This is a genomic window from Moorena sp. SIO3E8 (genome assembly GCF_010692445.1).
Taxonomy (GTDB): domain Bacteria; phylum Cyanobacteriota; class Cyanobacteriia; order Cyanobacteriales; family Coleofasciculaceae; genus Moorena; species Moorena bouillonii.
Window position 1 is genome coordinate 73,710 of record NZ_JAAHHM010000010.1, and the last position, 21,126, is coordinate 94,835.

At 42.2% G+C, this 21,126-nt stretch carries 23 protein-coding genes; 9 read left to right on the forward strand and 14 right to left on the reverse strand.

The window, feature by feature from the left end; genetic code table 11:
* The first annotated feature begins 14 nt into the window (after nt 1-14).
* Complete coding sequence (locus tag F6K46_RS06645) at nt 15-146, forward strand: hypothetical protein (protein WP_269087090.1); 132 nt, start codon at nt 15-17, stop codon at nt 144-146.
* Between the two features lie 356 nt (nt 147-502).
* On the opposite strand, the gene F6K46_RS06650 is transcribed toward F6K46_RS06645, so the two are convergent.
* The 7 genes from F6K46_RS06650 to F6K46_RS06680 all read right to left on the reverse strand — a co-directional run bounded on the left by F6K46_RS06650 (nt 503) and on the right by F6K46_RS06680 (nt 6,138).
* Nucleotides 503-1,795 carry an MFS transporter gene (locus tag F6K46_RS06650; RefSeq protein ID WP_293062255.1) on the reverse strand — a complete coding sequence of 431 codons (1,293 nt, stop codon included), beginning with the start codon at nt 1,793-1,795 and terminating at the stop codon, nt 503-505.
* A gap of 9 nt (nt 1,796-1,804) precedes the next feature.
* Complete coding sequence (locus F6K46_RS06655) at nt 1,805-2,722, reverse strand: sulfotransferase domain-containing protein (protein ID WP_293062253.1); 918 nt, start codon at nt 2,720-2,722, stop codon at nt 1,805-1,807.
* Between the two features lie 39 nt (nt 2,723-2,761).
* The gene (locus F6K46_RS06660) at nt 2,762-3,580 is read right to left on the reverse strand and encodes a sulfotransferase domain-containing protein (RefSeq protein WP_293062251.1); all 819 of its coding nucleotides are present in this window, start codon (nt 3,578-3,580) and stop codon (nt 2,762-2,764) included.
* 79 nt (nt 3,581-3,659) lie between these two features.
* On the reverse strand, nt 3,660-4,193 hold the full coding sequence (locus F6K46_RS06665) for a hypothetical protein (RefSeq protein ID WP_293062249.1): 534 nt from the start codon (nt 4,191-4,193) through the stop codon (nt 3,660-3,662).
* A gap of 8 nt (nt 4,194-4,201) precedes the next feature.
* The gene (locus F6K46_RS06670) at nt 4,202-4,966 is read right to left on the reverse strand and encodes an MBL fold metallo-hydrolase (RefSeq protein WP_293062247.1); all 765 of its coding nucleotides are present in this window, start codon (nt 4,964-4,966) and stop codon (nt 4,202-4,204) included.
* Nucleotides 4,950-5,882, reverse strand: a complete 933-nt coding sequence (locus F6K46_RS06675; protein WP_293062245.1) for a hypothetical protein — start codon at nt 5,880-5,882, stop codon at nt 4,950-4,952. Before F6K46_RS06675 ends, F6K46_RS06670 begins: the two co-directional genes overlap by 17 nt.
* Before the next feature lie 115 nt (nt 5,883-5,997).
* Nucleotides 5,998-6,138: a hypothetical protein gene (locus F6K46_RS06680; protein ID WP_293062243.1), complete on the reverse strand. Its 141-nt coding sequence runs from the start codon at nt 6,136-6,138 to the stop codon at nt 5,998-6,000.
* A gap of 26 nt (nt 6,139-6,164) precedes the next feature.
* Between F6K46_RS06680 and F6K46_RS06685 the strand changes: the two genes are divergently transcribed.
* Nucleotides 6,165-6,377, forward strand: a complete 213-nt coding sequence (locus F6K46_RS06685) for a hypothetical protein (protein WP_293062241.1) — start codon at nt 6,165-6,167, stop codon at nt 6,375-6,377.
* A 27-nt stretch (nt 6,378-6,404) separates the two neighbouring features.
* On the opposite strand, the gene F6K46_RS06690 is transcribed toward F6K46_RS06685, so the two are convergent.
* From F6K46_RS06690 to F6K46_RS06705, 4 genes are all read right to left on the reverse strand, one after another.
* Nucleotides 6,405-7,181 carry a hypothetical protein gene (locus tag F6K46_RS06690; protein ID WP_293062239.1) on the reverse strand — a complete coding sequence of 259 codons (777 nt, stop codon included), beginning with the start codon at nt 7,179-7,181 and terminating at the stop codon, nt 6,405-6,407.
* A gap of 644 nt (nt 7,182-7,825) precedes the next feature.
* Nucleotides 7,826-8,536 (reverse strand): PHP domain-containing protein, encoded by a 711-nt coding sequence (locus F6K46_RS06695; protein ID WP_293062237.1) that lies wholly within the window; start codon nt 8,534-8,536, stop codon nt 7,826-7,828.
* Nucleotides 8,537-8,919: 383 nt separating this feature from the next.
* Nucleotides 8,920-10,128 carry a HetZ-related protein gene (locus F6K46_RS06700; RefSeq protein WP_293062235.1) on the reverse strand — a complete coding sequence of 403 codons (1,209 nt, stop codon included), beginning with the start codon at nt 10,126-10,128 and terminating at the stop codon, nt 8,920-8,922.
* A gap of 446 nt (nt 10,129-10,574) precedes the next feature.
* Complete coding sequence (locus F6K46_RS06705; RefSeq protein WP_293018607.1) at nt 10,575-11,216, reverse strand: L-threonylcarbamoyladenylate synthase; 642 nt, start codon at nt 11,214-11,216, stop codon at nt 10,575-10,577.
* Nucleotides 11,217-11,498: 282 nt separating this feature from the next.
* On the opposite strand from F6K46_RS06705, the gene larC reads away from it, so the two are divergent.
* Nucleotides 11,499-12,938 (forward strand): nickel pincer cofactor biosynthesis protein LarC, encoded by a 1,440-nt coding sequence (larC, locus tag F6K46_RS06710; protein WP_293062233.1) that lies wholly within the window; start codon nt 11,499-11,501, stop codon nt 12,936-12,938.
* On the opposite strand, the gene F6K46_RS06715 is transcribed toward larC, so the two are convergent.
* Together F6K46_RS06715 and F6K46_RS06720 are read right to left on the reverse strand one after the other, a co-directional pair.
* Nucleotides 12,879-13,130, reverse strand: a complete 252-nt coding sequence (locus F6K46_RS06715; protein ID WP_293062231.1) for a hypothetical protein — start codon at nt 13,128-13,130, stop codon at nt 12,879-12,881. The two genes, larC and F6K46_RS06715, sit on opposite strands and share 60 nt — an antisense overlap.
* Nucleotides 13,131-13,378: 248 nt before the next feature.
* Entirely contained in the window at nt 13,379-14,353 is a 975-nt protein-coding gene (locus tag F6K46_RS06720) for a M48 family metallopeptidase (protein ID WP_075904318.1), read from the reverse strand.
* 254 nt (nt 14,354-14,607) lie between these two features.
* On the opposite strand from F6K46_RS06720, the gene F6K46_RS06725 reads away from it, so the two are divergent.
* From F6K46_RS06725 to F6K46_RS06750, 6 genes are all read left to right on the forward strand, one after another.
* The gene (locus tag F6K46_RS06725; protein WP_293018617.1) at nt 14,608-15,063 is read left to right on the forward strand and encodes a helix-turn-helix domain-containing protein; all 456 of its coding nucleotides are present in this window, start codon (nt 14,608-14,610) and stop codon (nt 15,061-15,063) included.
* 111 nt (nt 15,064-15,174) lie between these two features.
* Nucleotides 15,175-16,917 (forward strand): serine/threonine-protein kinase, encoded by a 1,743-nt coding sequence (locus tag F6K46_RS06730; protein WP_293062229.1) that lies wholly within the window; start codon nt 15,175-15,177, stop codon nt 16,915-16,917.
* Nucleotides 16,918-17,182: 265 nt separating this feature from the next.
* On the forward strand, nt 17,183-17,773 hold the full coding sequence (locus F6K46_RS06735) for a DUF2808 domain-containing protein (protein WP_293062227.1): 591 nt from the start codon (nt 17,183-17,185) through the stop codon (nt 17,771-17,773).
* A gap of 381 nt (nt 17,774-18,154) precedes the next feature.
* Nucleotides 18,155-18,424, forward strand: coding sequence for a hypothetical protein (locus F6K46_RS06740; protein WP_293062225.1), 270 nt, complete (start codon nt 18,155-18,157; stop codon nt 18,422-18,424).
* A 225-nt stretch (nt 18,425-18,649) separates the two neighbouring features.
* On the forward strand, nt 18,650-19,018 hold the full coding sequence (locus tag F6K46_RS06745) for a DUF4351 domain-containing protein (protein WP_293062224.1): 369 nt from the start codon (nt 18,650-18,652) through the stop codon (nt 19,016-19,018).
* Nucleotides 19,019-19,274: 256 nt separating this feature from the next.
* The gene (locus tag F6K46_RS06750; RefSeq protein ID WP_293062223.1) at nt 19,275-19,610 is read left to right on the forward strand and encodes a hypothetical protein; all 336 of its coding nucleotides are present in this window, start codon (nt 19,275-19,277) and stop codon (nt 19,608-19,610) included.
* Here F6K46_RS06750 and F6K46_RS06755 read toward each other — a convergent pair.
* Nucleotides 19,582-21,090: a HEAT repeat domain-containing protein gene (locus F6K46_RS06755; RefSeq protein ID WP_293036614.1), complete on the reverse strand. Its 1,509-nt coding sequence runs from the start codon at nt 21,088-21,090 to the stop codon at nt 19,582-19,584. The two genes, F6K46_RS06750 and F6K46_RS06755, sit on opposite strands and share 29 nt — an antisense overlap.
* Between the last annotated feature and the right edge of the window lie 36 nt (nt 21,091-21,126).

A 21,126-nucleotide genomic window follows, 5' to 3' on the forward strand; every position in this document is an offset into this window, starting at 1 on the left:
GGGGACTTGTCTTGATGCAGTCGCTCATGGGGGAAACCCCCTGTTCCCTTGCTGCATCGCTTGAGAGTTTTGTTCCCCCCAGAATTGGGGGGCTAGGGGGGCGAAACCATACTCAGAATCAGCAACGCCAAATGATTGGTAGCTGATATATAGCGTTAATTGCATGTATGAGGTACAATAATTAACCTCAAAGTCCCCCTTTTTAAGGGGGATTTAGGGGGATCCATTTGTACCTCATGAGTCCTATAAACGCTATAATTCTCCTCGAATACCGTTGGCACTAAATCCGCCATTTCTGTAGAGGCGATCGCCCCCACTAACCCTCCTTCCTGACTTCTGGGATTTGGAGGTATAGCAGAAGTCAGAAGTCAGAAGTTAGAAGTCAGAAGTCAAAAGTAAGCTAAGACTAGGTTTGCTGAGTTTAGGAATGTCCTAAGCTTAATGCGTAGTGCTATATTAGATCCAATGGCGATCGCCCAGAACAGGAAGCATCTCTATCGACTTATATCATCAGCTGACGGTTGCGGTAACACATCACAGCACTCAGCAAACACAATAAAGCGCTCAATAAACCAATCATTTGATAACTGTCAATATTAATAGCACCCAGAGAAAATCTCCATACTCCTAATGTAAAATTTAAATAAAATCCAACAAAAAAGGGTACTAGATTGCCCAGAATCATTCCGGTACTATTGAAGAAAGCCAATGCTGTAACTGCCGATCGCTCCGTGGCAGTATTGTGTACCCCAACGAGCAATGCCATTTTCAATCCCGATTGTAAAAAACCAGTAATAATAGCAATTAAGACCAGGCTGAGAGATGAAAACTGCCACCAACCATAGGACAATTCAATAGGTTGCACAAATAACCATAGCACTCCGACAGTTGCCAGCATTAAGACGATAATATATATCGTACGCATAAAGCCAATGCGATCTATGAGTCGCCCCCAAATTGCTATCCCAGTCAGAGTTCCTACTATATTTAATGTAATTAACTGGGAAATATAATTGGCATTAAGCTGTAACCCAATTGCTAAATAGGTGACAAACAGGGGCAAAGAAGAAAGAAAACATAAAGTCAAAATAGTTATTAATAAACGGTATTTTTTATTGGAAAATATTTCGCGGATATCATCTAAAAAATTCTGGTTGATTTTATAGGGAGATTGACTATTTTCATAAATTTTGATTTTATAAGTTATGAGTCCTGCAACTAAACAGTACATCATCAGCAAAACAACTATATATGCGTAATCATGAAGTGCTAATTTTTCTCCTAGCGTCACAGAAAGAATAGCAAAAAAAAGTAAATTAAACCCATGCACAGTCAGTCGCATTTTCCCAAAAAACCATCCACGCTCTTCTGGAAGCGTAGATTCCCGAATTATGGGTTGAAAAGCTACTCCTTTTGTAGTATTATGAACGAGATTCATAAACAAAATAATAATACAAAAAAAACCAAAACCAAAGAGTTGATTTTTTCCATACACTATAGGCACAATCAGCATTAATGGTAGTAGTAAAAATAGTAAAGCAAAACCAATCATCAGAGTAGTTTGACTACCCCAACGTTTTACAAAATAAATACCTGAAATCTGTAGCGGGATAAGTAAGGAAGGTAAACCAATGGCAAAACCGATTTGACTTTCTTGCAAACCGAGGATACTGGTTGCGTATAACTGAAGTAAGCTGGCATCAATAGCACCAAAACTGGTCATAAGAGGGATAATTGCAATATTCGACGCAATCAAAAGTTTTTGATTCTGAGAGCGTTCTTTTTTATTAAGCATATCGATTTGTCACCATTTAATATCAAGTTCTGGCATTAATTGCCTCAGTTTTTTATTCCAAGGAGCATAATACTCATCTAATAATGCTTTTGCTTCCTGTGGAATTGGTTCGTAGGGCTGAGCATTTCCTTTTGAGGCTTGCCCTCGAAGCACCCACAAGCCACGGGAATTTTGTTCAGCCAAGGATCGGTAATCAAAGGGAGGCAATTTTAGAAATATCAGGATTTTATCCATCACTTCAAAGGGCGATCGCTGAAAATCTTCTAATAGCACAACCCATAGCTGTTCTCGCGAAAAATAGTTCAACCACGTTTCCAAATGCAAGGCATAGTGCCCTACGTTTAACAGGCGATCGTAAAGATCGGGTTGGCTTGCTGACAATCGTCTTTTAATCAAAGAGACAAAATCAGTATCGACATATTCAGGAATGGCTCCTATAACGTCTTGTTCTGCCCTTCCCATTTGATAAGCTGAGTAAGCCCGTGCCGTTGGATTCCTCAATAAAACAATGAATTTTCCAGAGGGCATCATTCCACGAACCAGTTCGGGAATAGGCACACTTCGATTCCATTTGTCTAAGTAAGCTGGTGTTTTTTCAAATGTATAAATACAACGAGACAACAACTGCTCCTTGTCTCTTGACAGTAAATAAGCAGGATTGAGTAGATAGCGTATCCATTCAGTTTCAATATCTATTACTTCATCAAAAAAATGGCACTCTTCAGGCGCACCTTTAAGATTGGGATGCTGATCGAGCCAGGTATGCAGTTCGCGAGTGCCGCATTTCTGCGCGCCAATAATCAGAAAATTTGGGACTGCATAATAAGCATGGGTTTCATCGGGCAATGGATAAGCGACAATAACTCCCGCATCTAGATCGTCAAGGGTAACATCAGGATAATAGACTATTTTTGGGGCAATCACCATTGGTATATCTTAAGATTAAAATTTGTAATATTATCAAAGTTAATACAGTAAATAATTTTTATACTTGTCTAGCCAATGGTTTATGGTAAATGGATAATAGTTTTGAAACTTTACGGCATTTTCCCTACAAAGCTGAATCATTTTTATCAGATTATCATAGCTCAAGCCAAATTTTAAAGCTAGCTCAATGTTATTCTCTGAGGAATTAATGATGTCTGGAGCGATGTTTAGATTATTCTCAGCTTTCACAAAGTTGTCTTTGACAGTGTTGATACGCTCTAGCACGAAGGGATTACTTGTTTCTATTCCTAAAAAATGCTTTAATGCTTCTAATGACTTTTTTCGGTACTCTTCTTCGACTATATTAATGATCACAATATCTTCGGGAGCGAAATAATCATAATACTGAGATAACTGTAGGGCATAATCGCTATAATTAATATATTTATTACGAATAGTTGAAAGGGCTTGATTGATATCCAATTTTTCTCTATCGACTAACAAGTTATGAAAAAAATGGGAAATCGATCGCTGTAATGGATCTCGAACTAGATAAATCAATTTAACGTTTTTCAAGACTTGCTTGATTCGCGCCGGTACCCCTGGATAGTCTGGATACTTTGTATAGTGGGTAGAAGCTTCCAGCTTTATTCCATTTAAGGGAGGAAACATTGCTAAATACCAGTCGATACCTCTTTCCCAGTTGCCTCCTCTATCTCGATCCACAAAAAATTTAGTATCCTTCACTCTCGATGGGTTGATTGATGGGAAGTTTTTAGACAAGGAATGAAACAGCGAAGTTGTCCCGCATTTCATCCCACCAATAATAATATAGTGTTTGCTTATATCCCTTTTCATATATCAAATTCAGATTAGAAAGTCATCATCAGTACCAGCATTAAAAGTGCTGTGATAACCATTCAATTTTCAGGAACGCCTAAGCATTATATTTTTTTTTCCACTCTTTTACGGCCATAGCATAATTTCCTGTAGCACTAATTATGCTCCAAAATTTACCAAAATCTTCCTGAGCATTTTCTAAGTTAAATTCCATTTTATGACTTTTTTTTTTGATAAATAATTCAATATTAGCATTGACTGTGTTACAGTAATCAATACAAACATCAAGTCGTTCGTAATTAAACTGTTTAGGAAGGATGATTGATTCTGAGTAACCTTTGATTATAGGACTATCTAGGCGTTTTGCATAACTTTTAGCAGTTGACATTATATCCCGCTTTAAATGTACATAAAAAGCACAATCTCCATAGTTTTTATCTAAGGAGCCGAGAAACCACGACAACCTATTATCTACTTCAATATGATTTTGAGAATATTGAAGGCGCTTATCTCCTATCAAAGATATTCTAGATTCGTGAGATACTGTATAGTTTTGAATATGCTGACACGCTTGAGCAAATGTTGTAGAGCCACATCTTCCGGTACATAAAACAAAAACATTTGAAAACATAAGTTATGTCAACTCCGGATAACAAGACCATCGTAAGCCATAACGATATTGTGATGAAAATCTTTTATCGATGCAAACAGCAACTCTTTGGTTTTAGGATCTGGATACTGTCGAGCGCCAAAATGAGTTATGATCACCTTCTCAGCATGAGTAGCAGTTAGCACTGCCTTAAGTTGTTCTATGTCAAGATGAAATCCATTTGTTTTCTTTCCTCCAACCGGGCAAGATTCAAGAATGAGAATATCACAATCCTTAGTTATACTCAAGAGAGAATCACATAAAATGGTATCAACACAATAACAAATAGATTTGTTCTCTAATTGCAATTGAGCGCCTATCACTGGAGTATTATGTTTTAAGGCTTGAGTCTTTATGGTAAAATTATCGAAATTCAAGCTTGTATCTTTAGCCACTCGAATATCAACAGGAAATTTTAGTTGCTCTCTCGGCTTCACAAACGGAAAAGAAAACAAAGTCTCCAAGTAACTCTTTAGACTTTCATGGATAACAATCGTCAAAGAAGCGGGCTGGAACATCGGTAAAATATGTAGCCCATAACAGTGGTCTAAATGTAGGTGTGAAAGCATAACAGTAACATTTTTATCACGAATGCTTTCTCTGTCTATTTTTCTAACCCCAGTGCCTAAGTCGAACAAAACAATATCTCTATCATTTACGAATACCCCTACACAATTAGTAGCACCTGATGTGCTGTCAAACCAACCGGAAGTTCCATAAAATACGATTTCAAATGCTTTAGTCTCCTCTTTCATCAAAGTATCTCCTTATTTTTACAGCATATTCGTTGTTTTCATCGTACCATTGCCATGCTCCCCATTGATTAATTTTTAGATAATCAGCGATCGCAAAACTATTGTCCTGAATTAATTTGTGGCGATCAGAATAGCGACGATTTTTATAATCTCCCTGAACAATATGATAAATCGTATTTTCTAGGTAAGACACTCGTCCTTTAATGGTATGAAAAACTTTGTCTCCCCAAGAATGATATAGATTAGAAAACGTATGATTTAAAAAAAGCGCTTTAACAAAAATCGAATGATATCCCATAGCAGAGGCCAATAAAACCTTGTCGCCACCTCCCAAAATCATAAAGTCGGGGAAGCCTATTTCTCTAATCGTGGTCGCCTTTGCCGCCCATCCAAAGCCCGGATTACATCCAAGACTTAAGCTGATGCCACTTTTACTGAAATAATCCTTAACTGTAATATCGCGATTGAAACTGGTGACCACGGATTTGCGGCTAAGTCCAGTTAGGGAAAAATGGCCATTCTCAAGCTTTACATCTTCGACTCGATTGAAGATCTGAACCAGTCGGTAGCTTTCCAGTTTTTCTTTTAATTGCTCTTGCCAACCCTTGTTAGTAAAAAGAAGATCTGCATCAGCCCAAACAACATATTGATGCTTTTCATTCAAATGGGATAACGCTACGTTATAGAATCTTTCTTTTTGCCAAAGTACAGAAGCAGAGGTAATCTTGATTATTTTAAGATTCTGCGAGGAAAAAATACTGTCAGTATCTAAGCCATAACAAACCAGGATTATATCAACGTCTTCCCTTAAGTAAGCTAGTGCTTTGACAAGAGCCATATACCTGGATTTATTTTTTGAAAAATTAAAATAAGCTAGAATAACGACCGTATCCATAACTGCAGTTAGCCTTTTCATTGGTACTACTATACAATGGAAAAGCTATCCCCATAAAAAATATATAGGAACCCTAAATCATTTGACAACTGATTTAGGATTCCTAATATAGCCACTAATTGCATTCTAGTGGTTTTTAATTAGGTGAGGTACATGTTTTTAGGGAGTAGGGAGCAGGGAGCAGGGAGCAGGGAGCAGGGAGCAGGGAGCAGGGAGCAGGGAGCAGTGAAGTCAGAAGAGGTAAGAGGTAAGATGGTAACAATTGTTTGTACCTCATTAGACTAAAAAAACATATATTGTTCGATGACCAAATGGCTTCTTGATGCCGTCCCTCATGGTTTTGAGGCTGTGTGGGGAAGCAAGTTGGGCAGGCAGCCCCGTGAAAACCACGCCAGTGAGCTCTTGGGGGTTACCCCCAAAACCTCACTGCATCGCTCTTCCCTGATCCGAAGTTCCCTATTCCCGACTCCCGACTCCCGACTCCCGACTCCCGACTCCCTACTCCCTAAAACCTAGGACGAAAGTACCTCACCAAATGCTATATTATCGGTAGTAAAATTCAAAATCTTTTAATGCTGCTACCCTGGCTCGATTAAAATTATAGTGATAGCCCAGTTTGCGTTTCAAGGAATCCCAAAACGTTTTCTGTGTTTTCTCATGAGAAGCATCCAGATGTTTCTTGACTTCATTAATCCTGTCCCAGCTAGAACTTCTGCTAATCGTCAATCCAGCCTTAGCAGCCGCCAGTCCTAAGATAATACCTTCGCCACCATGAATACCTTTTAACTCAAAATAGCGCCCGATTATACCCCATTGTTTAATAAATTCTTTTTCTTTGCCACCATCTCTAGAAACAAAAACTAAAGATTCTCCTATATAAATTGCCTTGTCTAATGGGATATCTAACTTAGAGGCTATCTGTTTAAGGGGCTTTAATCTTTCCGGATTATACTTTTCTACATGCTTGACAAGATTTGCTTGATGTCCTGCTGTAATTCCGGGCAATACTTCAATGATTTCAGGTAAGCTACCTATAATCCTGGTGTCAGCATCAATTTGTATGGCGACACGAAAACTTGACAAAGCCTTCTCAACCTCAAAACGTTTGTCATGATAACAATGAAGAATTCCTGTTTGCTGGTGTTTAAACGCTGAAACGTTCTTACAGTTATTAAAATCGTTGACATCATCTGTGGCAACTATTAATAATTTTCCTGGAGCATACTTTTCTAAATCTCCTGCTAGTTTTTTGGCAAGAGAGCGATACTTACTACGGAGAGCTAAGGTACAGAAGCAAAAATCTTTTTCTGGCTTAATCATAGTCTTCTCCAAAAATCGTTTTTTTGTTCCTATCTCTGGGTGCGCCTTCCCTTGGCGACAGAACATCGCCCCTTATCGCACCACTTTCTCAATCCAGAGTCTGAGCTGAAACTTATCCAGCTGATTTTCCGACTGCCAATCACCATGTAATGGCTTCAATAGTCGTGGCTGAAGCTATAGTCTCAAGCTCTAGCTACCTGAGCTATCTCAGGAGAGCTTACTTATATAATTCCCAGAAATATAAAGCTAGTCACAGTATTGATAGCAAAAGTCCCATCAATCTGGACTATCAGTCGATTAATAGAGGTTGACAAATTAAATATTGTATGTATCGAACAGATGCGGGGAAAGTTTTTATGCAAGATTGCTGCCGCTTTTGTGTTCCCGTAGCGTGACCTTTCGGGCAAAGCCCGACACGGCGCGATTGACCGTTCGCGCAGCGGCTCTTTTGGAGCATCCCATTTCCCCCACGGCCTAAGATAGCCCAGCCTTGAAAACAACCCAGCCGTAACTAGTCCACCTCTGACATGAGAATTAGATCACAGATGACAGTTGTGAATGTATCGCTAGATGTATACCAGTTTACGGCTGAAGTCGTTTACTGATATTGACCACAACCACAGAAGTCAAAATAGATTTCCGTTTCAAATACGCTTGAGCAAGCTTAACCCATGAGTATCAGTGCCACAGGTATTAAATAGATTGTAGGTAGCACTCAACTGCAACACAAGCTTAGTTTGTTTTGGACTAGGTTGCCAGGGTTCAGGATTAGTGTAGGCATAGTAAGTTTCAACACCATCAATGCCTAAGTTGGCTATAGCAGCAATTAACTCATCTGCTGACTTACGGTAACGGGCTGGATGAGCCAACACTGCTAAACCACCAGCCTGATGGATAGCATCAATCACTGCACCAGCCTCAGCATCATTACCGGTCGGTGCGATGCCAGTGAAATAGCGCTTTAAACTAGGATGTTCTGGATCAAAGGCATAACCGAGGATATGAACGTCATCATTCAGGAGGTTGGCGGTAATTTCGACACCAGTCCAGAACTGGGGTAATGAATCACAGAAAGATGACTCCTGCTGCCATTTTTCTATACAAGCTTGAGCAACTTGATAACCACTAACGGAGTGGTGATCGGTGATGGCAAGTCCCTTAAGACCAATGGTAATTGCCTGTTTGATCAACTCTTCCGGTTTGAGCTTACCATCAGAGTAAATCGTGTGCATATGGAAATTGTAGCGATAGGGACAGCTATCAGGCTCAATCGTTTCCCACACTTGCCGGAGAGCTTGTTGATTTTTTGCTGCTATCTTAGGTGAAGCAGACCCTTGAGCAATATTGACTACCATAGATACTTACTGTAATGACTATTGGTTGATTGACCAGATTGGATCTGCAGCCGCGAAATACTTTTAAGGGTCTAGGCCAATGGTTTAATCGCTCTAGGTTTAATCGCTCTAGGTTTAATCGCTCTAGGTTTAATCGCTCTATGCTTCTGACAAGCCTATGAAGCGCCCCGACTTGAGCACGGAGGCTGTCAACTGCCCCTGGTGTACCTAATCCCGAATTCCATTAGCCTAAAACCTAGAATAAAAATAAATATAAATACGCGGTACGAGTTTTCAGTTGTTAACATAACCTTAGCAAACTTAATACTTTGTCGGTGTTGGGATAACTACTTAACCTTTACCTAACTCTCCTCCTTACTTAGTTGCTCCAAGGAGATGTAAGTCTAATTGCCATGGCCAATTTCTGAGTTACGAGTCTTCCAAGCTAGTTCCAACACCTTAGTCCAACGCTTTTGCACTTGTTTTTGAGTACATTTGAGGGCTTTGGCAATTTCTTGATCACTCTTTTGCGCCTGTTTCAGGGGCAGTAAGGCTTGCTGTTGGCTATCGAGTTGAGCCACAAAGATATCCCACTGCTTGGATGACATCCCTAGTTTTTGATCCAGGTCTGCTCCTAGCCATTGGTGTACCAATTTCCACTGAGCTGAACGAGAGAACTTTTCTACATGGTACTTAAAGCGCTGTTGTAGATAATCCCGCTGACGGGGTGTTAGACCCATGATTTCGTCAATCTCTGGTGCAGCCAGGTCTTGCAGCTTTAACACTAGATAATTAGCACAGTCATTATGACCGTTAGACTCTAGGTATTTGATCAACTCAGAGATAATGCGATCGCGTAAAACAGCATCGCTGGGGTCAATGGTTTTCTCAATCAGGTTTGAGCGTACCTGTTGTACAGTAGCTGAACGGTTGTGCTCTTGGGCTTCTTCATCCCTACCATACTCCACAGCCTGTTCAATATCCACAGGGGTTTCATTAGGCTGACGTCGGGAAAAGCTTTGTGCTCTGAGTACAATCAACTGCTGGCTACCGCGACCTCGTAGGGTAATGCGTCGCTTAGCATATTGCTCACTAAAGCCCATGTACTCTGCTAGTTCTAGCTGGGTACGGGGAGTGTAGTCACAATCGACAGGATTTTCCCGGCGGAAGGCTTTGAGGCACTCAGCGTAAAAGTCCTGTAAAAAGTCCTCAATCAAATTGTATCGAGCAGAAAAGTTTAACTGAGATTGGGACGGTGCCACATGGCGATAAACCATGGTACTCAGGTTACTATGGAGTTCCACACGACCCTGCCGAGAACCTAGTTTGTAGTATGACAGACATTTGTGCAGTCGGTGACGTGCTAGATTTAACTTCCAAGTATCAATTTCACCGGAATTCTGGATGCGATCGCTCTTAGTACAAATCCGTTCTACCTCCAAGGTGATCCGGTGGGCAACCGCTTGAATACTTCTGGATTTAGTTCCAATTTCCGACTGGAGTTCCTCCACTAAGACCTGGGTCAAGTTTTGGGTTTGATGATCTAGAGTAATTTCCGGAGCCTGATTGTTAGTGGCGGAATTTTGATTATTAGTAACAGTTTTGACTTGCATGGTATTGCCCCCAAAAATAGATTCACAGAATTGCCATGAAACAAGCAACAGAGGAAATGTGTGTGAATGTGATCTACAAACCTTGGAGTGGTTCGCTGTCCTTTGTCCTTGTCCACCCTAAATGTAGACTCGTGAGTCTAGCCCTGGTCGGGTGAGTGTGTGACTCTCTCAGCTGACTAGTTTTAACCCCTAGCACTGCTGTAGTTTCCGTCGGATTACCTAAGGCTGAAATCATTACTATATATAGCGTTCAAGACTTTCGATCATCAAGCTGATTTAGGATGACCAAAACCTGAGCAGTGGTCAATCCAGAAACTGACTGAACTAGTGATGACTTTTCCGTAAACGACTAACGTTTTCTTGTAGTCAAGTGGTGCTTAATACTCTCATTACCCAACCTGAGCTGACTAGTTAATCACTAGCTAAATAACTAGCTAAAGCACTAGCTAAATCCAAGCGATCGCTTTATCCCATCCCAAACCCTGCCGCACCATCATCGGTTCTGAACCAGTCAGGTCGAGGATAGTTGAGACTTTAAATCCCGGTTCTAAGTCATTGTCCACAATGATGTCTACGAGACCATCGAGAGCATCAAATAGTTTAGCCGGTTCCAATCCCACCGTCGGAGTGTCACCATCCTGATTGGGTAGATGAGCCGAGGTAGAAATAATTGGATGACCTAGAGCTGAAAGCAACGCCTGACAAACGTTATGATCTGGGACTCGGATACCAGTAGTTTTACGATTGGGACTCATCACCAGCTTAGGTACTAACTTGGTTGCTGGTAACAAGAACGTATACGGTCCGGGAATCAAATGCTTCATAATTCGGTAAGCTGGATCACTTACCCGAGCATATTTAGCAATATTGGACAGAGACGAACACAAAAACGTCAGGGGTTTATCATTGGATAGTTGCTTCAAACGCCTAACTCGTTGCACTGCGGACTTCACATGTAAATCACAACCAATTGCATAGACAGTGTCAGTGGGATAGAGCATCACTGCACCATCTTCGAGATACTCTCTTATTTTCTCTATTCGACGTATTTGAGGTGTTTCCGGATGGATAGTATAAATAGTAGCCATAAATATTGTTGAATTCCTCAATATTGAATTGCTAAAGCCTAACCTTGGGAAAATTCACCAAGGCCAGACATAGACACGGTTCTGCTAAAGGATTAAAAACTACTGCCACCTAAGTGTGTTGCCAGTTTGGCTTTTTCTGACTCAGAGGTCAGTATAGTTAGCAAGATCTGGCCATAATTCCCTGATCTAGACCTGTAGGGTTTGTGGAGGATGAATTGCTCCAAATCCTTTTGTCTTAATTAATTTGTTTTAATTAATTTGTCTTAATCAATAGGATCTAGAATGACAAAGCTAGCTTACTTAGATTGTCCCACTGGAATTGCTGGTGATATGTGCCTAGGAGCACTAGTTTCTGCGGGTGTACCGTGGGAATATTTAGTGGAAAAGCTAGCAAGACTCGGAATTGAGCAAGAGTATCACTTAAGACTTAGCCAAGTACACCACAATGGTCAGTTGGCAACCAAAGTTCATGTAGATTTACCAGATCAAGACCATCAGCATGATCACCATCAACAGGAACACGGCCATGAACACCACCATGAACGCGGCCATGAACACCACCATGAACACAGGTCAGGGATAAGAGATATCAGTACACCTGAGCTTAATCATCATCATCATCCCACACGACACTTACCAGACATAGAGAAATTAATTACAGCAGCAAAATTACCCTCAAGAGTATGCCAGTGGAGTCTTGCTATCTTCCGGAAACTAGCAGAAGCCGAAGGAGCTGTTCATGGTATTTCCCCAGACAAGGTTCACTTCCATGAAGTAGGCGCTACCGATGCCATTATCGATATAGTTGGTACTTGCTTAGGCTTAGATTGGCTAGGAATTGATCAAATCTATTGTTCTCCACTGCCCACTGGTGGCGGGACAGTATGGGCAGCTCATGGTCGCCTACCGGTGCCAGTACCAGCAGTACTGAAATTGTGGGAATCCCGTCAGGTGCCAGTTTACAGTAATGGGATTGAACGGGAATTAGTAACACCAACAGGAGCAGCTATTGCCGTTACCTTAGCCACTAGCTTTGGTTCACCACCAGCAATGACTATCCAAAAAATAGGTAATGGTGGCGGTTCTCGACAATTACCCATTCCCAATATGTTGCGATTGTGGATTGGTGAGTCCTCAGAAGCCGTCAAGCTTAGCAAGTTCAAGGTTAAACCGTCAAACTTACCCCCACAAAGCCTACACCAGTCATCCCTTTCTGCTAACTCTTCTTCTGCTAACTCTTCCCTAGAAACTATCTCAGTGCTAGAGACTCAAATAGATGACCTCAATCCTCAAGCCATTGGCTATGTATTCCAGGAGTTATTTAACGCTGGTGCTGTGGATGTGTTTACTCAAGCTATTGGCATGAAGAAATCTCGACCAGGTATCCTGCTCAGTGTCATCTGTCATCCTCAAGATCTAGACGCCTGTCAGGCAGTATTATTCCGAGAAACCACTACCTTAGGAGTGCGACGTCTAACTCAGCAACGAGCGATCTTACCTCGGGAAATCCAGCAGGTACAGACTAAGTATGGCCAAATTAGTGTGAAAGTGGCTTGGAGCGATCGCTCACCTCACAAAACGATTATGAATGTCCACCCAGAATACCAAGATTGCGCTAAGTTAGCCAAGGACAATAACTGCTCTTGGTTAGAAGTACATCACCTAGCACTCTCCACTTGGTATTCTCAACATGGAGCAAAGGGAGCAGGGAGTAGGGAGTAGGGAGTAGGGAGTAGGGAGCAGGGAGTCGGGGGTCGGGAGTCGGGAGCGGTGCGATCGGTGGAATGGGCATCTTGCGTGGAACTGGCATCTTGCCAGTTTCATGCTTATTTTCGGGCGTGGAACTGGCATCTTGCCAGTTTCATGCTTATTTTCGGGCGGGCAGGATGCCCACTCTTTGGGTGGAACTGGCATCTTGCCAGTTTCATGCTTATTTTCGGGCGTGGAACTGGCATCTTGCCAGTTTCATGCTTATTTTCGGGCGGGCAGGATGCCCACTCTACTACTATTGATTCCAAGACTGACGCAACGCCGGAAAATTAGCCTATTCAACAGATGCGACCCGTGGCGAATTTAATTCTTAATGGTAAGAGCGCACCTAACAAAATTTTATGAATACGACCTCTTTCCACTATTCCCTGTTCCCTATTCCCTGTTCCCTCTTACTTATTCTTAATGCGATTAATTTCCCGTTGCAATTCCTGGATTTGACGCTGCAACTGTTCCGCTTCATTGACTGAGTTGTTCGATGGTGGATTCGAGTCAACGTCAACTGCTCCCTTTTTGGTAACACGTTGATAATTACCCTGACAAATTTGACGATATTCCTCTGAAATTGCCCACTTTCGCAGGTAGTGTATGCGTTCAACTGGAAAGGGATGGCTCAGAAATTGACGATTAATACCACCATTATAGAGTAAGAACTTATAGATTTGATTGAGACTGTCTTGGTCTAGTTCTTGATAATTTTCTGATTGACGGATAAATTCATCAAGACTGCATTCCTGTAGATGCTTAGCACTGCCACCAGACACTTTCATCATCGTTTGCATCACAGTCTTCAGGTCATCTATCACTAGTAAAGCAGCACGGTCAGCGGATAATTCAGCTTTGCGACGCCATTCATAAAAGGCGAAAATTAAGCCAGTGCTGACGATATTCCCTAAGCCAAAGGTCATTTCACTTAACATAGAGGCAGCATTCATTGCCCACATCGCCATCTGAATTAAGATGGTGTGACCGCACTTGATATGTCCTAATTCGTGAGCCAGGATAGTACGGATTTCTGCTTCATTCAGTAAGTCTAATAAGCCAGTGTTGATAACGATGTAAGGATTATCTTGACCTAAAGCATAGCTATTAACCTGAGCGTTTTGACTAACAAATAGGGCTGGTTCGGGATTTACATCTAAATCCCGAACACATTCTCGGAATAAGTGATAAATATTGGCATACTGGCGCGGTCCGACTTGGATACTGTTGCCCATAAGATAGACAAACTGGGGACGCTCGTAAAGAAATTCCACAAACTTACGAGAAACTAAGTCAAAACCAGGGACACTGCGTAAAGCTTGCTCCGCTTGTTGGTCAAGGGGGTGCTTGAAGGCGTCGCTGGAAATTCCGGGATAGGTGGCCATAGTAGTCCAGTACTTTAGTGGTCTATTTCTTTAGGCTTTAGGCTTTAGGCATTAGAGATTAGACATTAGGTACTAGGCTTAAGTCCTAACTAGGTTTAAATACTAGGAATAAGTAATAAACCCAAAACCCAAAACCCAGAACCTAATACCTAAAACCTAACACCTAAATCTGGGTTGTGTCCTTGCCAATTCTTTGATGATTCGTTATAATACTGATATCGGAAGAGTAAAGGAAGTGAGAGGAAAATTAACTTATGAACAAGTGTGTTGGTACTACTGAAGCAGCATCTCTGTTGGGTATTTCTCCTCGACGATTACGGCAATTGCTTGACTCCGGTAGAGTAAGGGGTGCTTATAAAAGCGGTAAGTTCTGGATTATTCCCCTGTTCAACTATCTGCCACAAATTACCAAGAAGAACCGGGGACCGAAAGGAACTTGGCGTAAAAGTCGTCCTCCTGCTTTAGCGAAAATTAATGTCAATCGTAATCGGATTGGCTCCAATAACCACAAAAGCCGTGAAGAGCGGCTGCCAGTGATTTCGGTAAAACGAAGTGGCGACAATACCTATGGCAACCAGGTAGAAATCCTCGGTCCGTGTAGGATTGTGTATCAGCCGGATAACCCTCTTGATTGTGGAGCTCGTCTGTGGATCGAAACCTTCAGTGATATTCACTTTATCGGTGGCAGTTTTCCGGCCAGTGGTGCTTAGGACAAACGTAAAGGTCGTTTCATCAAAATTTCAATTCAAAAACCACTCATAACTAATCAGAAAATTCCTCAGTTCGATAAAATCAAATCACAATGTCTCTTGAGCTGTATTGTGCATCTATTTGTTGCTGAATCAATTCATTGCATTAATCCCAATTGCCCAGCACCCTACCCTCAGCCAAGGGATAACAACTTTTGCAATGGTTGTGGAGCAAAGTTAAAGCTCAAGAATCGCTACTTACCTCTCCAGCTCTTGGGTTCAGGAGGATTTGCCAACATATACACCGTTTGGGATTTGCGGTCGAATACAGAAAAGGTGCTGAAGGTATTGCTAGATACTAAACCGAAGGTATTGCAGCTATTTCAGCAAGAGGCAGATGTTTTGCAACGTCTGGATCATCCAGGCATTCCCAAAGTTGACCAAGATAGCTATTTTGTCGTTGATCTAGGTCTTGAGCCACACCCAGACCTGCACTGTTTGGTGATGGAAAAAATCAACGGTTCAACCTTGGAGCAAATGCTTATAGATCATCCTCAGGGATGTCCAGAGATATTAGTGCGGGACTGGCTCTACCAGGCAGCAGAAATTTTACAGGTCTTGCACAGTTGTGGAGTGATTCACCGTGACATCAAACCCTCAAACTTAATGCTGCGGGAAACCACGGGAGAGCTAGTGGCGATTGATTTTGGGGGAGCTAAACAATTGAGTGTGGGTTCTGAGTCTTCTCAGAACGATTCGACTCGGTTGATTACTCCAGGTTACTCTCCACCGGAACAGATAGCTGGTAGAGCAATTGGACCGCCTGCTGATTTCTATGCCCTCAGCCGAACCATGATTCATTTACTGACGGGTATTGAGTTGAAGGATTTACAAGACCCAGTAACTGGTGAATTTCGATGGCGAGAGCAGGCAGTGGTAAGTCATGACTTGGCGGACTTGCTGGATGAAATGCTCAGCGTAGTACCCCAACAAAGACCAACAACTACGATTGAGATTCATCTGCGTCTAGGTATGACTCCTAGCACTAGCTACCAGCCTACCCAAGCACCAGTATCTTCGTCTCAAGGAAATCAGGTAGCTGCTCTGGGGTTATCTAGCTCTAAACTAACACAATCTTTGACAGGCTTGACTCACTCGATCACATCCGTAAAACATTTCTTTTTAGCAGTAGTGATCACCATCGCACTAGCCTGTCTCGATAGTGCCTGGGAGATGTTCCTCGGAGCTTTTGGGGGAGTTTTTTGTGCAACGGTTGGGTTTATGGTATTGAATTGGACAAGTCTTGGGGAGAAAGTGACAAATTGGCTCTCTGGGGAACTGTCTATGATCTTGCCTTCGCTACAAATAACAATGTGGCAAGAAATGCTATTGTTTGCGGCGGCTGGCTTAGGTACAGCTTGGGGGTTGACGGCTGCAAGAGGCTTTGGTCAGCAGCGGCGTTTTTTAGTGGCAGGGATAATGGGTATTTTTGGTTATAGCCTGGGATGGTTGATGTGGCAGGCAACGGTACCTACGCTATTATTGCTGTCTTATGTACCTGACCAGGGGTTGCTGCCATGGATTACTGCGGTTACAGTAATGCTCCTGGTACTAGGATTAGGGCTACCCAGTCATAATCTTGTTCATGCCTTAGTGGTGGCAGCAGGAACTGGTGGCGTATTTGGGGGTCTAGTGTCATCTGATCTATTGCCAGCAGGATTTGTGGTTAATATCTTTTCCTTTTCTAGAACCGGTAAACTGGATTTCTATCACCCGATGACTTTTTTTGCTATTTTGGCTATATTACAAGGATTTTGGCTAGGGGTGAGTTATTACCTGCTAGTGCCAGTAATGCGTTGGTTTGGCTGGCGTTAAGGGAATAGGGATTAGGGAGTAGGGAGTGGGGAGTAGGGAAGTTGGAAGTGGTAAAAAATTCTGTGTATCTAATAGGTATGAGCAAAGCTATATTCGGTTTTATTATGGTTTTCTAAGGTAGATATCACGTAATTTTAACGGAAGAGTCTGATACTTAAGATTAAGTCCGGTAGAGTAGTTATCCTTGAAGGGTATTGGTTAATTAACAATTTTTTGTTAAATAGTCAATTTCTTTCGGACGCTTTCTTGATTAGAGGTGATTCAGATGACTAACACTATAGCACGTTGGGAATTAACTAAGGCTCGTCTTATAGGCTCTGGTGCTTTTTTATTGGGTATATTGCTACCAACTACTCTTTATGGCTTACCTGCTAAGACGATTGAAATCGGTAATGGTAAGACTGCGTTTAATCGTGCTCCGCGTTTAGTTAGGGCAGCTACGAGCTTTACTAGAGTAAGGGTGCCAGCAACGTACCAATTCACCCTCAGATTACCGGAAGATGCTGGAGAGTCTTTGCAAGCTGTAACGATTACCCAGAATAAAACTAATATCGAGAAAGTCAATTTTGATCCGAGAAAGAGTCGTGCATTTGTGGGCGATTCTTTTGCTGGTGGCTCATCCCTGACTTTGGCTAATATTGGGGGAAGTGAATCGTCTAACTCGGATCAAGTAACTGTTGTGTTTGATCCACCGGTTACTCCTGGTGAAACCATTACAGTTTCGGTTAGAGCTAAGGAAAATCCTGAGTTTAGTGGTTCTTATTTATTTGGAGTCACTGCTTTTTCCACTGGAGACAATAGCCCTGGTTTATTCCTAGGTAGCCGTAGGTTGTTTTTTGATGAGTTTGGAGACTAACGACAAGTCTAGCAGATGTAGTTAGTTCCACATGTAGGGTGGGCAGTGGATTACACCGATCGCTTTTAGCGATCGCATTTCTGATCCCAGTCACCTGATCGGTATAATGAAACACAGGAAACTTTAGAAGATGGGGAGTCATATCAGCAACTGGCTCCCCTTTTTACTGGCTGCATAGCTATTTACTAAAATTAAAAACTTGTGTAGTTTACTTATTTTATAAATCCTAGAAATTGCTTTCAGTAATTTTAGTATTAATCTCCCCATAATCCGCTATTTTACTATACAATTTACTACACTGAATACCATGACAGCAACGAGAGCAGTGATCTCTTTTTGATGAGATGGTTTTTAGGATTAGTCTAGAAGTAAAAAATAGAAATGAGCGAACCAATAGCTGACTATGACAATCCTTGTAAAGAAGCATTACAAGCCTATTTCGATTCATTTTTGCAGTTTTGTTTTCCCCAAGTTCACACTCTGATTGATTGGAATCAGACCCCCCAAGCCCTTGATACAGAATTACAGCAAATAGTTGGTGCAGCCGAATCAGGAAAACGGATCGCTGATAAATTATTCCAGGTGTGGCTCTGTAGTGGAAATGAAACTTGGGTCTTGATTCATGTAGAGGTACAAAGCCAAAAAGAATAGTAAGCATTCAGCCGTCAGCTGTCAGCTGTCAGCTTACTTAAAATAAACCTTGAACCGGAGAATTTAATAGTTCGAGATTAATGAGAATTGAAAGTCTGGGTAAAAGCCCAAAGGCCAAGGCCAAGGCTTACCTCTTGTATTCTTGGTTTGCTCCTCTAGCGTCGCCACAGGCCCAAAGCTGATAGCTGATAGCTGATAGCTGAATGCTTACCTAAAAACGATATAGTGAAGCTGTTCCAGTGTATTGACCAAATGATGGCTTTACCGGAAGAGTTAGAACTGGAGCTGAATCAAGAACTTGAACGTTATCAGGAGGAAAGACAGATGCCTTTGATTAGTCGAGTGGAAGAAAGGGCAATGAAGAGGGGTCTGGAACAAGGACTTCAAGAAGGACTTCAACAAGGTTTTCAAGAGACAGTGGTTAAAATTTTACAAAATCGGTTTGAATCGGTATCACCAGAATTGGTGGCAGCGATTAATGCCATAGAAGATATTTCTGTGTTGAAACAGTTGATTGATCACTCTCTTAAGAGTAACTCCCTGGAGGAATTTGAGCAGCTCTTGGCACAACATCAGGTTAGTCAGGACAATTGAAGAGTAAGGAGACGGGCAAGATGCCCGTTCCACCAAGTTGATGTAGGGTGGGCAGTGCATCAAACAGATAAAATTACCTGGGCGGGTGTTGCTAAGCACTGCCCACCATGGAATTAATCACTTGCAGCCACTGTATTGACTAGATCATGGCTTGACCGGAATAGTTGAGAAGTTGATGTAGGGTGGGCAGTGCATCAAAAAGATAAAATTAGCTGGGCGGGTTTTGATAACCACTGCCCACCATGGAATTAATCACTTGCAGCCACTTGAACGTTATCAGGAGGAAAGACAGATGCCTTTAATTAGTCGAGTCGAAGAAAGGGCAATGAAGAGGGGTTTTGAAAAAGGATTTCAACAAGGACTTCAACAATGTCGGCAAATTTGGCGACAGACAGTAGTTAAAATTTTACAAAATCACTTTGAATCCGTATCACCAGAATTGGTGGCAGAGATTAATGCCATAGAAGATATCTCTGTGTTGAAACAGTTGATTGATCACTCTCTTAAGAGTAACTCCCTTGAGGAATTTGAGCAGCTATTGGCACAACATCACTCCCGACTCCCTACAACTCAATGGAATAATGATCTTTAGCACCTTCTCCCGGACCCTGAGTCCACCGTGAATCAGGTTTCCAAGCACCATTAGCTTCTTCCCGGCGGCGAGTGCGGACAGTGAGCTGATTACCGTTAATTTTCAGTAGATTATATTGCCAGGGATAACCAGTTCTTAGTTCAAGGGTGGGTGCCCCAAAGGTGCCAGCACAAATTCCATTGAGTTTGCGCCCACCTGGACTGAGGTCGTAACGGAAAAGACTGGTTTCAGCTTTGTGGATGTGTCCGTGGAGAAAGAAGCGGAATTCAGCAACGGCTAGTTGTTCGATGAATCCTTGGTCGATAATCCTATCGCTTCCAGCACTATTGAGGGGATGGTGCCAAACCGCTATTTTCAGGCAGTTGCGGTAGTCTTTATTACGACGAATCTCGGTTATGGCCTTGCTCAGAGCACCTGGGTGGATGCTAGCACGGGCTTTGAAGTGGTGATCGAGTTGCCAAGCGGAGTTTAGTCCTAGGATCAGCACGTTTTGGTCTGGAAAATAGTCGATAATGGCTTGCTGGTGATAGTCGAGGGGATAGGGTTGACCTTTGATGGCTTGATAGAATTGACTGAAGTGGGCAAAGCGTTGTTGGTATTTGGTTTCGTCTCGGACTCGAATCACCTGATCAGTGACTTTGATGTAGTCACCGTCTTGGAGTTTATCATGGTCTTTTGTGCGATCGCGTAAATCATAAGCATCCTCTGATAGTGTCCAATTGAGGTCATGGTTACCGGGAACTAGAACAATTTGCTTGGGGTCTAGGGGGAAGTCTTGGCGGAAGTTGTGGAGAAACTGTTGTGCAGCTTTGTATTCTTCTGGAGTGGAATAATTGGCTATATCACCGGAGAGGATAAGAGCATCAAGCTTAGGGATTTCAAGGTCTTTCTTGAGGTCTTGGGCGAGTTGGTTTGACCAATTCTGAGCTTGGTCAGGGGTGGTGATGTGGAGGTCCGAGAGGTGGAGGATGTATATGGTTTGATTGGTAATAAATTTGGGAGGATCGGGTTTGGGAGTAGCTGTGGGATTATCGATTACCTTGTAAAATTGGTAGCGCTTTTGACTGGCTTCAAGGGCTTTAATGGTTTTCTGAAAAGTATCTTGATCATTAGTTGCTGCAAGAGTTGCTGCAAACTCTTCGTTTTTCAGTAGATTAATCAGTTTAGGAATAGTAGCATCTGTACCAATTTCACCCAAAGCTTCTGCCGCCATTACACGTAGATATGAGTTATCATTATCCAGGCATTTTATTAACAGTTCAATACCCATTTCTATCCCAATTTTACCCAGAGCATCTGCCGCACTTGTACCCACAGATGGATCGGGATCATCCAGCAATTTAATTAACGGGTCTATCGCCACTTCTGTCCCAATTTTGCCCAGAGCTTTTGCTGCACTTATCCGCACAGATCGGTCGGGATCATCCAGGCATCTAATTAATCGGTTAATCGCCTTCTGTCCCAATTTTACCCAGAGCATCTGCCCCCCTTCCACGCACATCTAGTTTCTGATCAT

Excerpts from the sequence above, each read along its gene's own strand:
- F6K46_RS06645 (WP_269087090.1), top strand. The coding sequence starts at position 15 with ATGCAGTCGCTCATGGGGGAAACCCCCTGTTCCCTTGCTGCATCGCTT.
- F6K46_RS06650 (WP_293062255.1), bottom strand. The coding sequence starts at position 1,795 with ATGCTTAATAAAAAAGAACGCTCTCAGAATCAAAAACTTTTGATTGCG.
- F6K46_RS06655 (WP_293062253.1), bottom strand. The coding sequence starts at position 2,722 with ATGGTGATTGCCCCAAAAATAGTCTATTATCCTGATGTTACCCTTGAC.
- F6K46_RS06660 (WP_293062251.1), bottom strand. The coding sequence starts at position 3,580 with ATGAAAAGGGATATAAGCAAACACTATATTATTATTGGTGGGATGAAA.
- F6K46_RS06665 (WP_293062249.1), bottom strand. The coding sequence starts at position 4,193 with ATGTTTTCAAATGTTTTTGTTTTATGTACCGGAAGATGTGGCTCTACA.
- F6K46_RS06670 (WP_293062247.1), bottom strand. The coding sequence starts at position 4,966 with ATGAAAGAGGAGACTAAAGCATTTGAAATCGTATTTTATGGAACTTCC.
- F6K46_RS06675 (WP_293062245.1), bottom strand. The coding sequence starts at position 5,882 with ATGAAAAGGCTAACTGCAGTTATGGATACGGTCGTTATTCTAGCTTAT.
- F6K46_RS06680 (WP_293062243.1), bottom strand. The coding sequence starts at position 6,138 with ATGAGGTACAAACAATTGTTACCATCTTACCTCTTACCTCTTCTGACT.
- F6K46_RS06685 (WP_293062241.1), top strand. The coding sequence starts at position 6,165 with ATGACCAAATGGCTTCTTGATGCCGTCCCTCATGGTTTTGAGGCTGTG.
- F6K46_RS06690 (WP_293062239.1), bottom strand. The coding sequence starts at position 7,181 with ATGATTAAGCCAGAAAAAGATTTTTGCTTCTGTACCTTAGCTCTCCGT.
- F6K46_RS06695 (WP_293062237.1), bottom strand. The coding sequence starts at position 8,536 with ATGGTAGTCAATATTGCTCAAGGGTCTGCTTCACCTAAGATAGCAGCA.
- F6K46_RS06700 (WP_293062235.1), bottom strand. The coding sequence starts at position 10,128 with ATGCAAGTCAAAACTGTTACTAATAATCAAAATTCCGCCACTAACAAT.
- F6K46_RS06705 (WP_293018607.1), bottom strand. The coding sequence starts at position 11,216 with ATGGCTACTATTTATACTATCCATCCGGAAACACCTCAAATACGTCGA.
- larC (WP_293062233.1), top strand. The coding sequence starts at position 11,499 with ATGACAAAGCTAGCTTACTTAGATTGTCCCACTGGAATTGCTGGTGAT.
- F6K46_RS06715 (WP_293062231.1), bottom strand. The coding sequence starts at position 13,130 with ATGCCAGTTCCACCCAAAGAGTGGGCATCCTGCCCGCCCGAAAATAAG.
- F6K46_RS06720 (WP_075904318.1), bottom strand. The coding sequence starts at position 14,353 with ATGGCCACCTATCCCGGAATTTCCAGCGACGCCTTCAAGCACCCCCTT.
- F6K46_RS06725 (WP_293018617.1), top strand. The coding sequence starts at position 14,608 with ATGAACAAGTGTGTTGGTACTACTGAAGCAGCATCTCTGTTGGGTATT.
- F6K46_RS06735 (WP_293062227.1), top strand. The coding sequence starts at position 17,183 with ATGACTAACACTATAGCACGTTGGGAATTAACTAAGGCTCGTCTTATA.
- F6K46_RS06740 (WP_293062225.1), top strand. The coding sequence starts at position 18,155 with ATGAGCGAACCAATAGCTGACTATGACAATCCTTGTAAAGAAGCATTA.
- F6K46_RS06755 (WP_293036614.1), bottom strand. The coding sequence starts at position 21,090 with ATGCTCTGGGTAAAATTGGGACAGAAGGCGATTAACCGATTAATTAGA.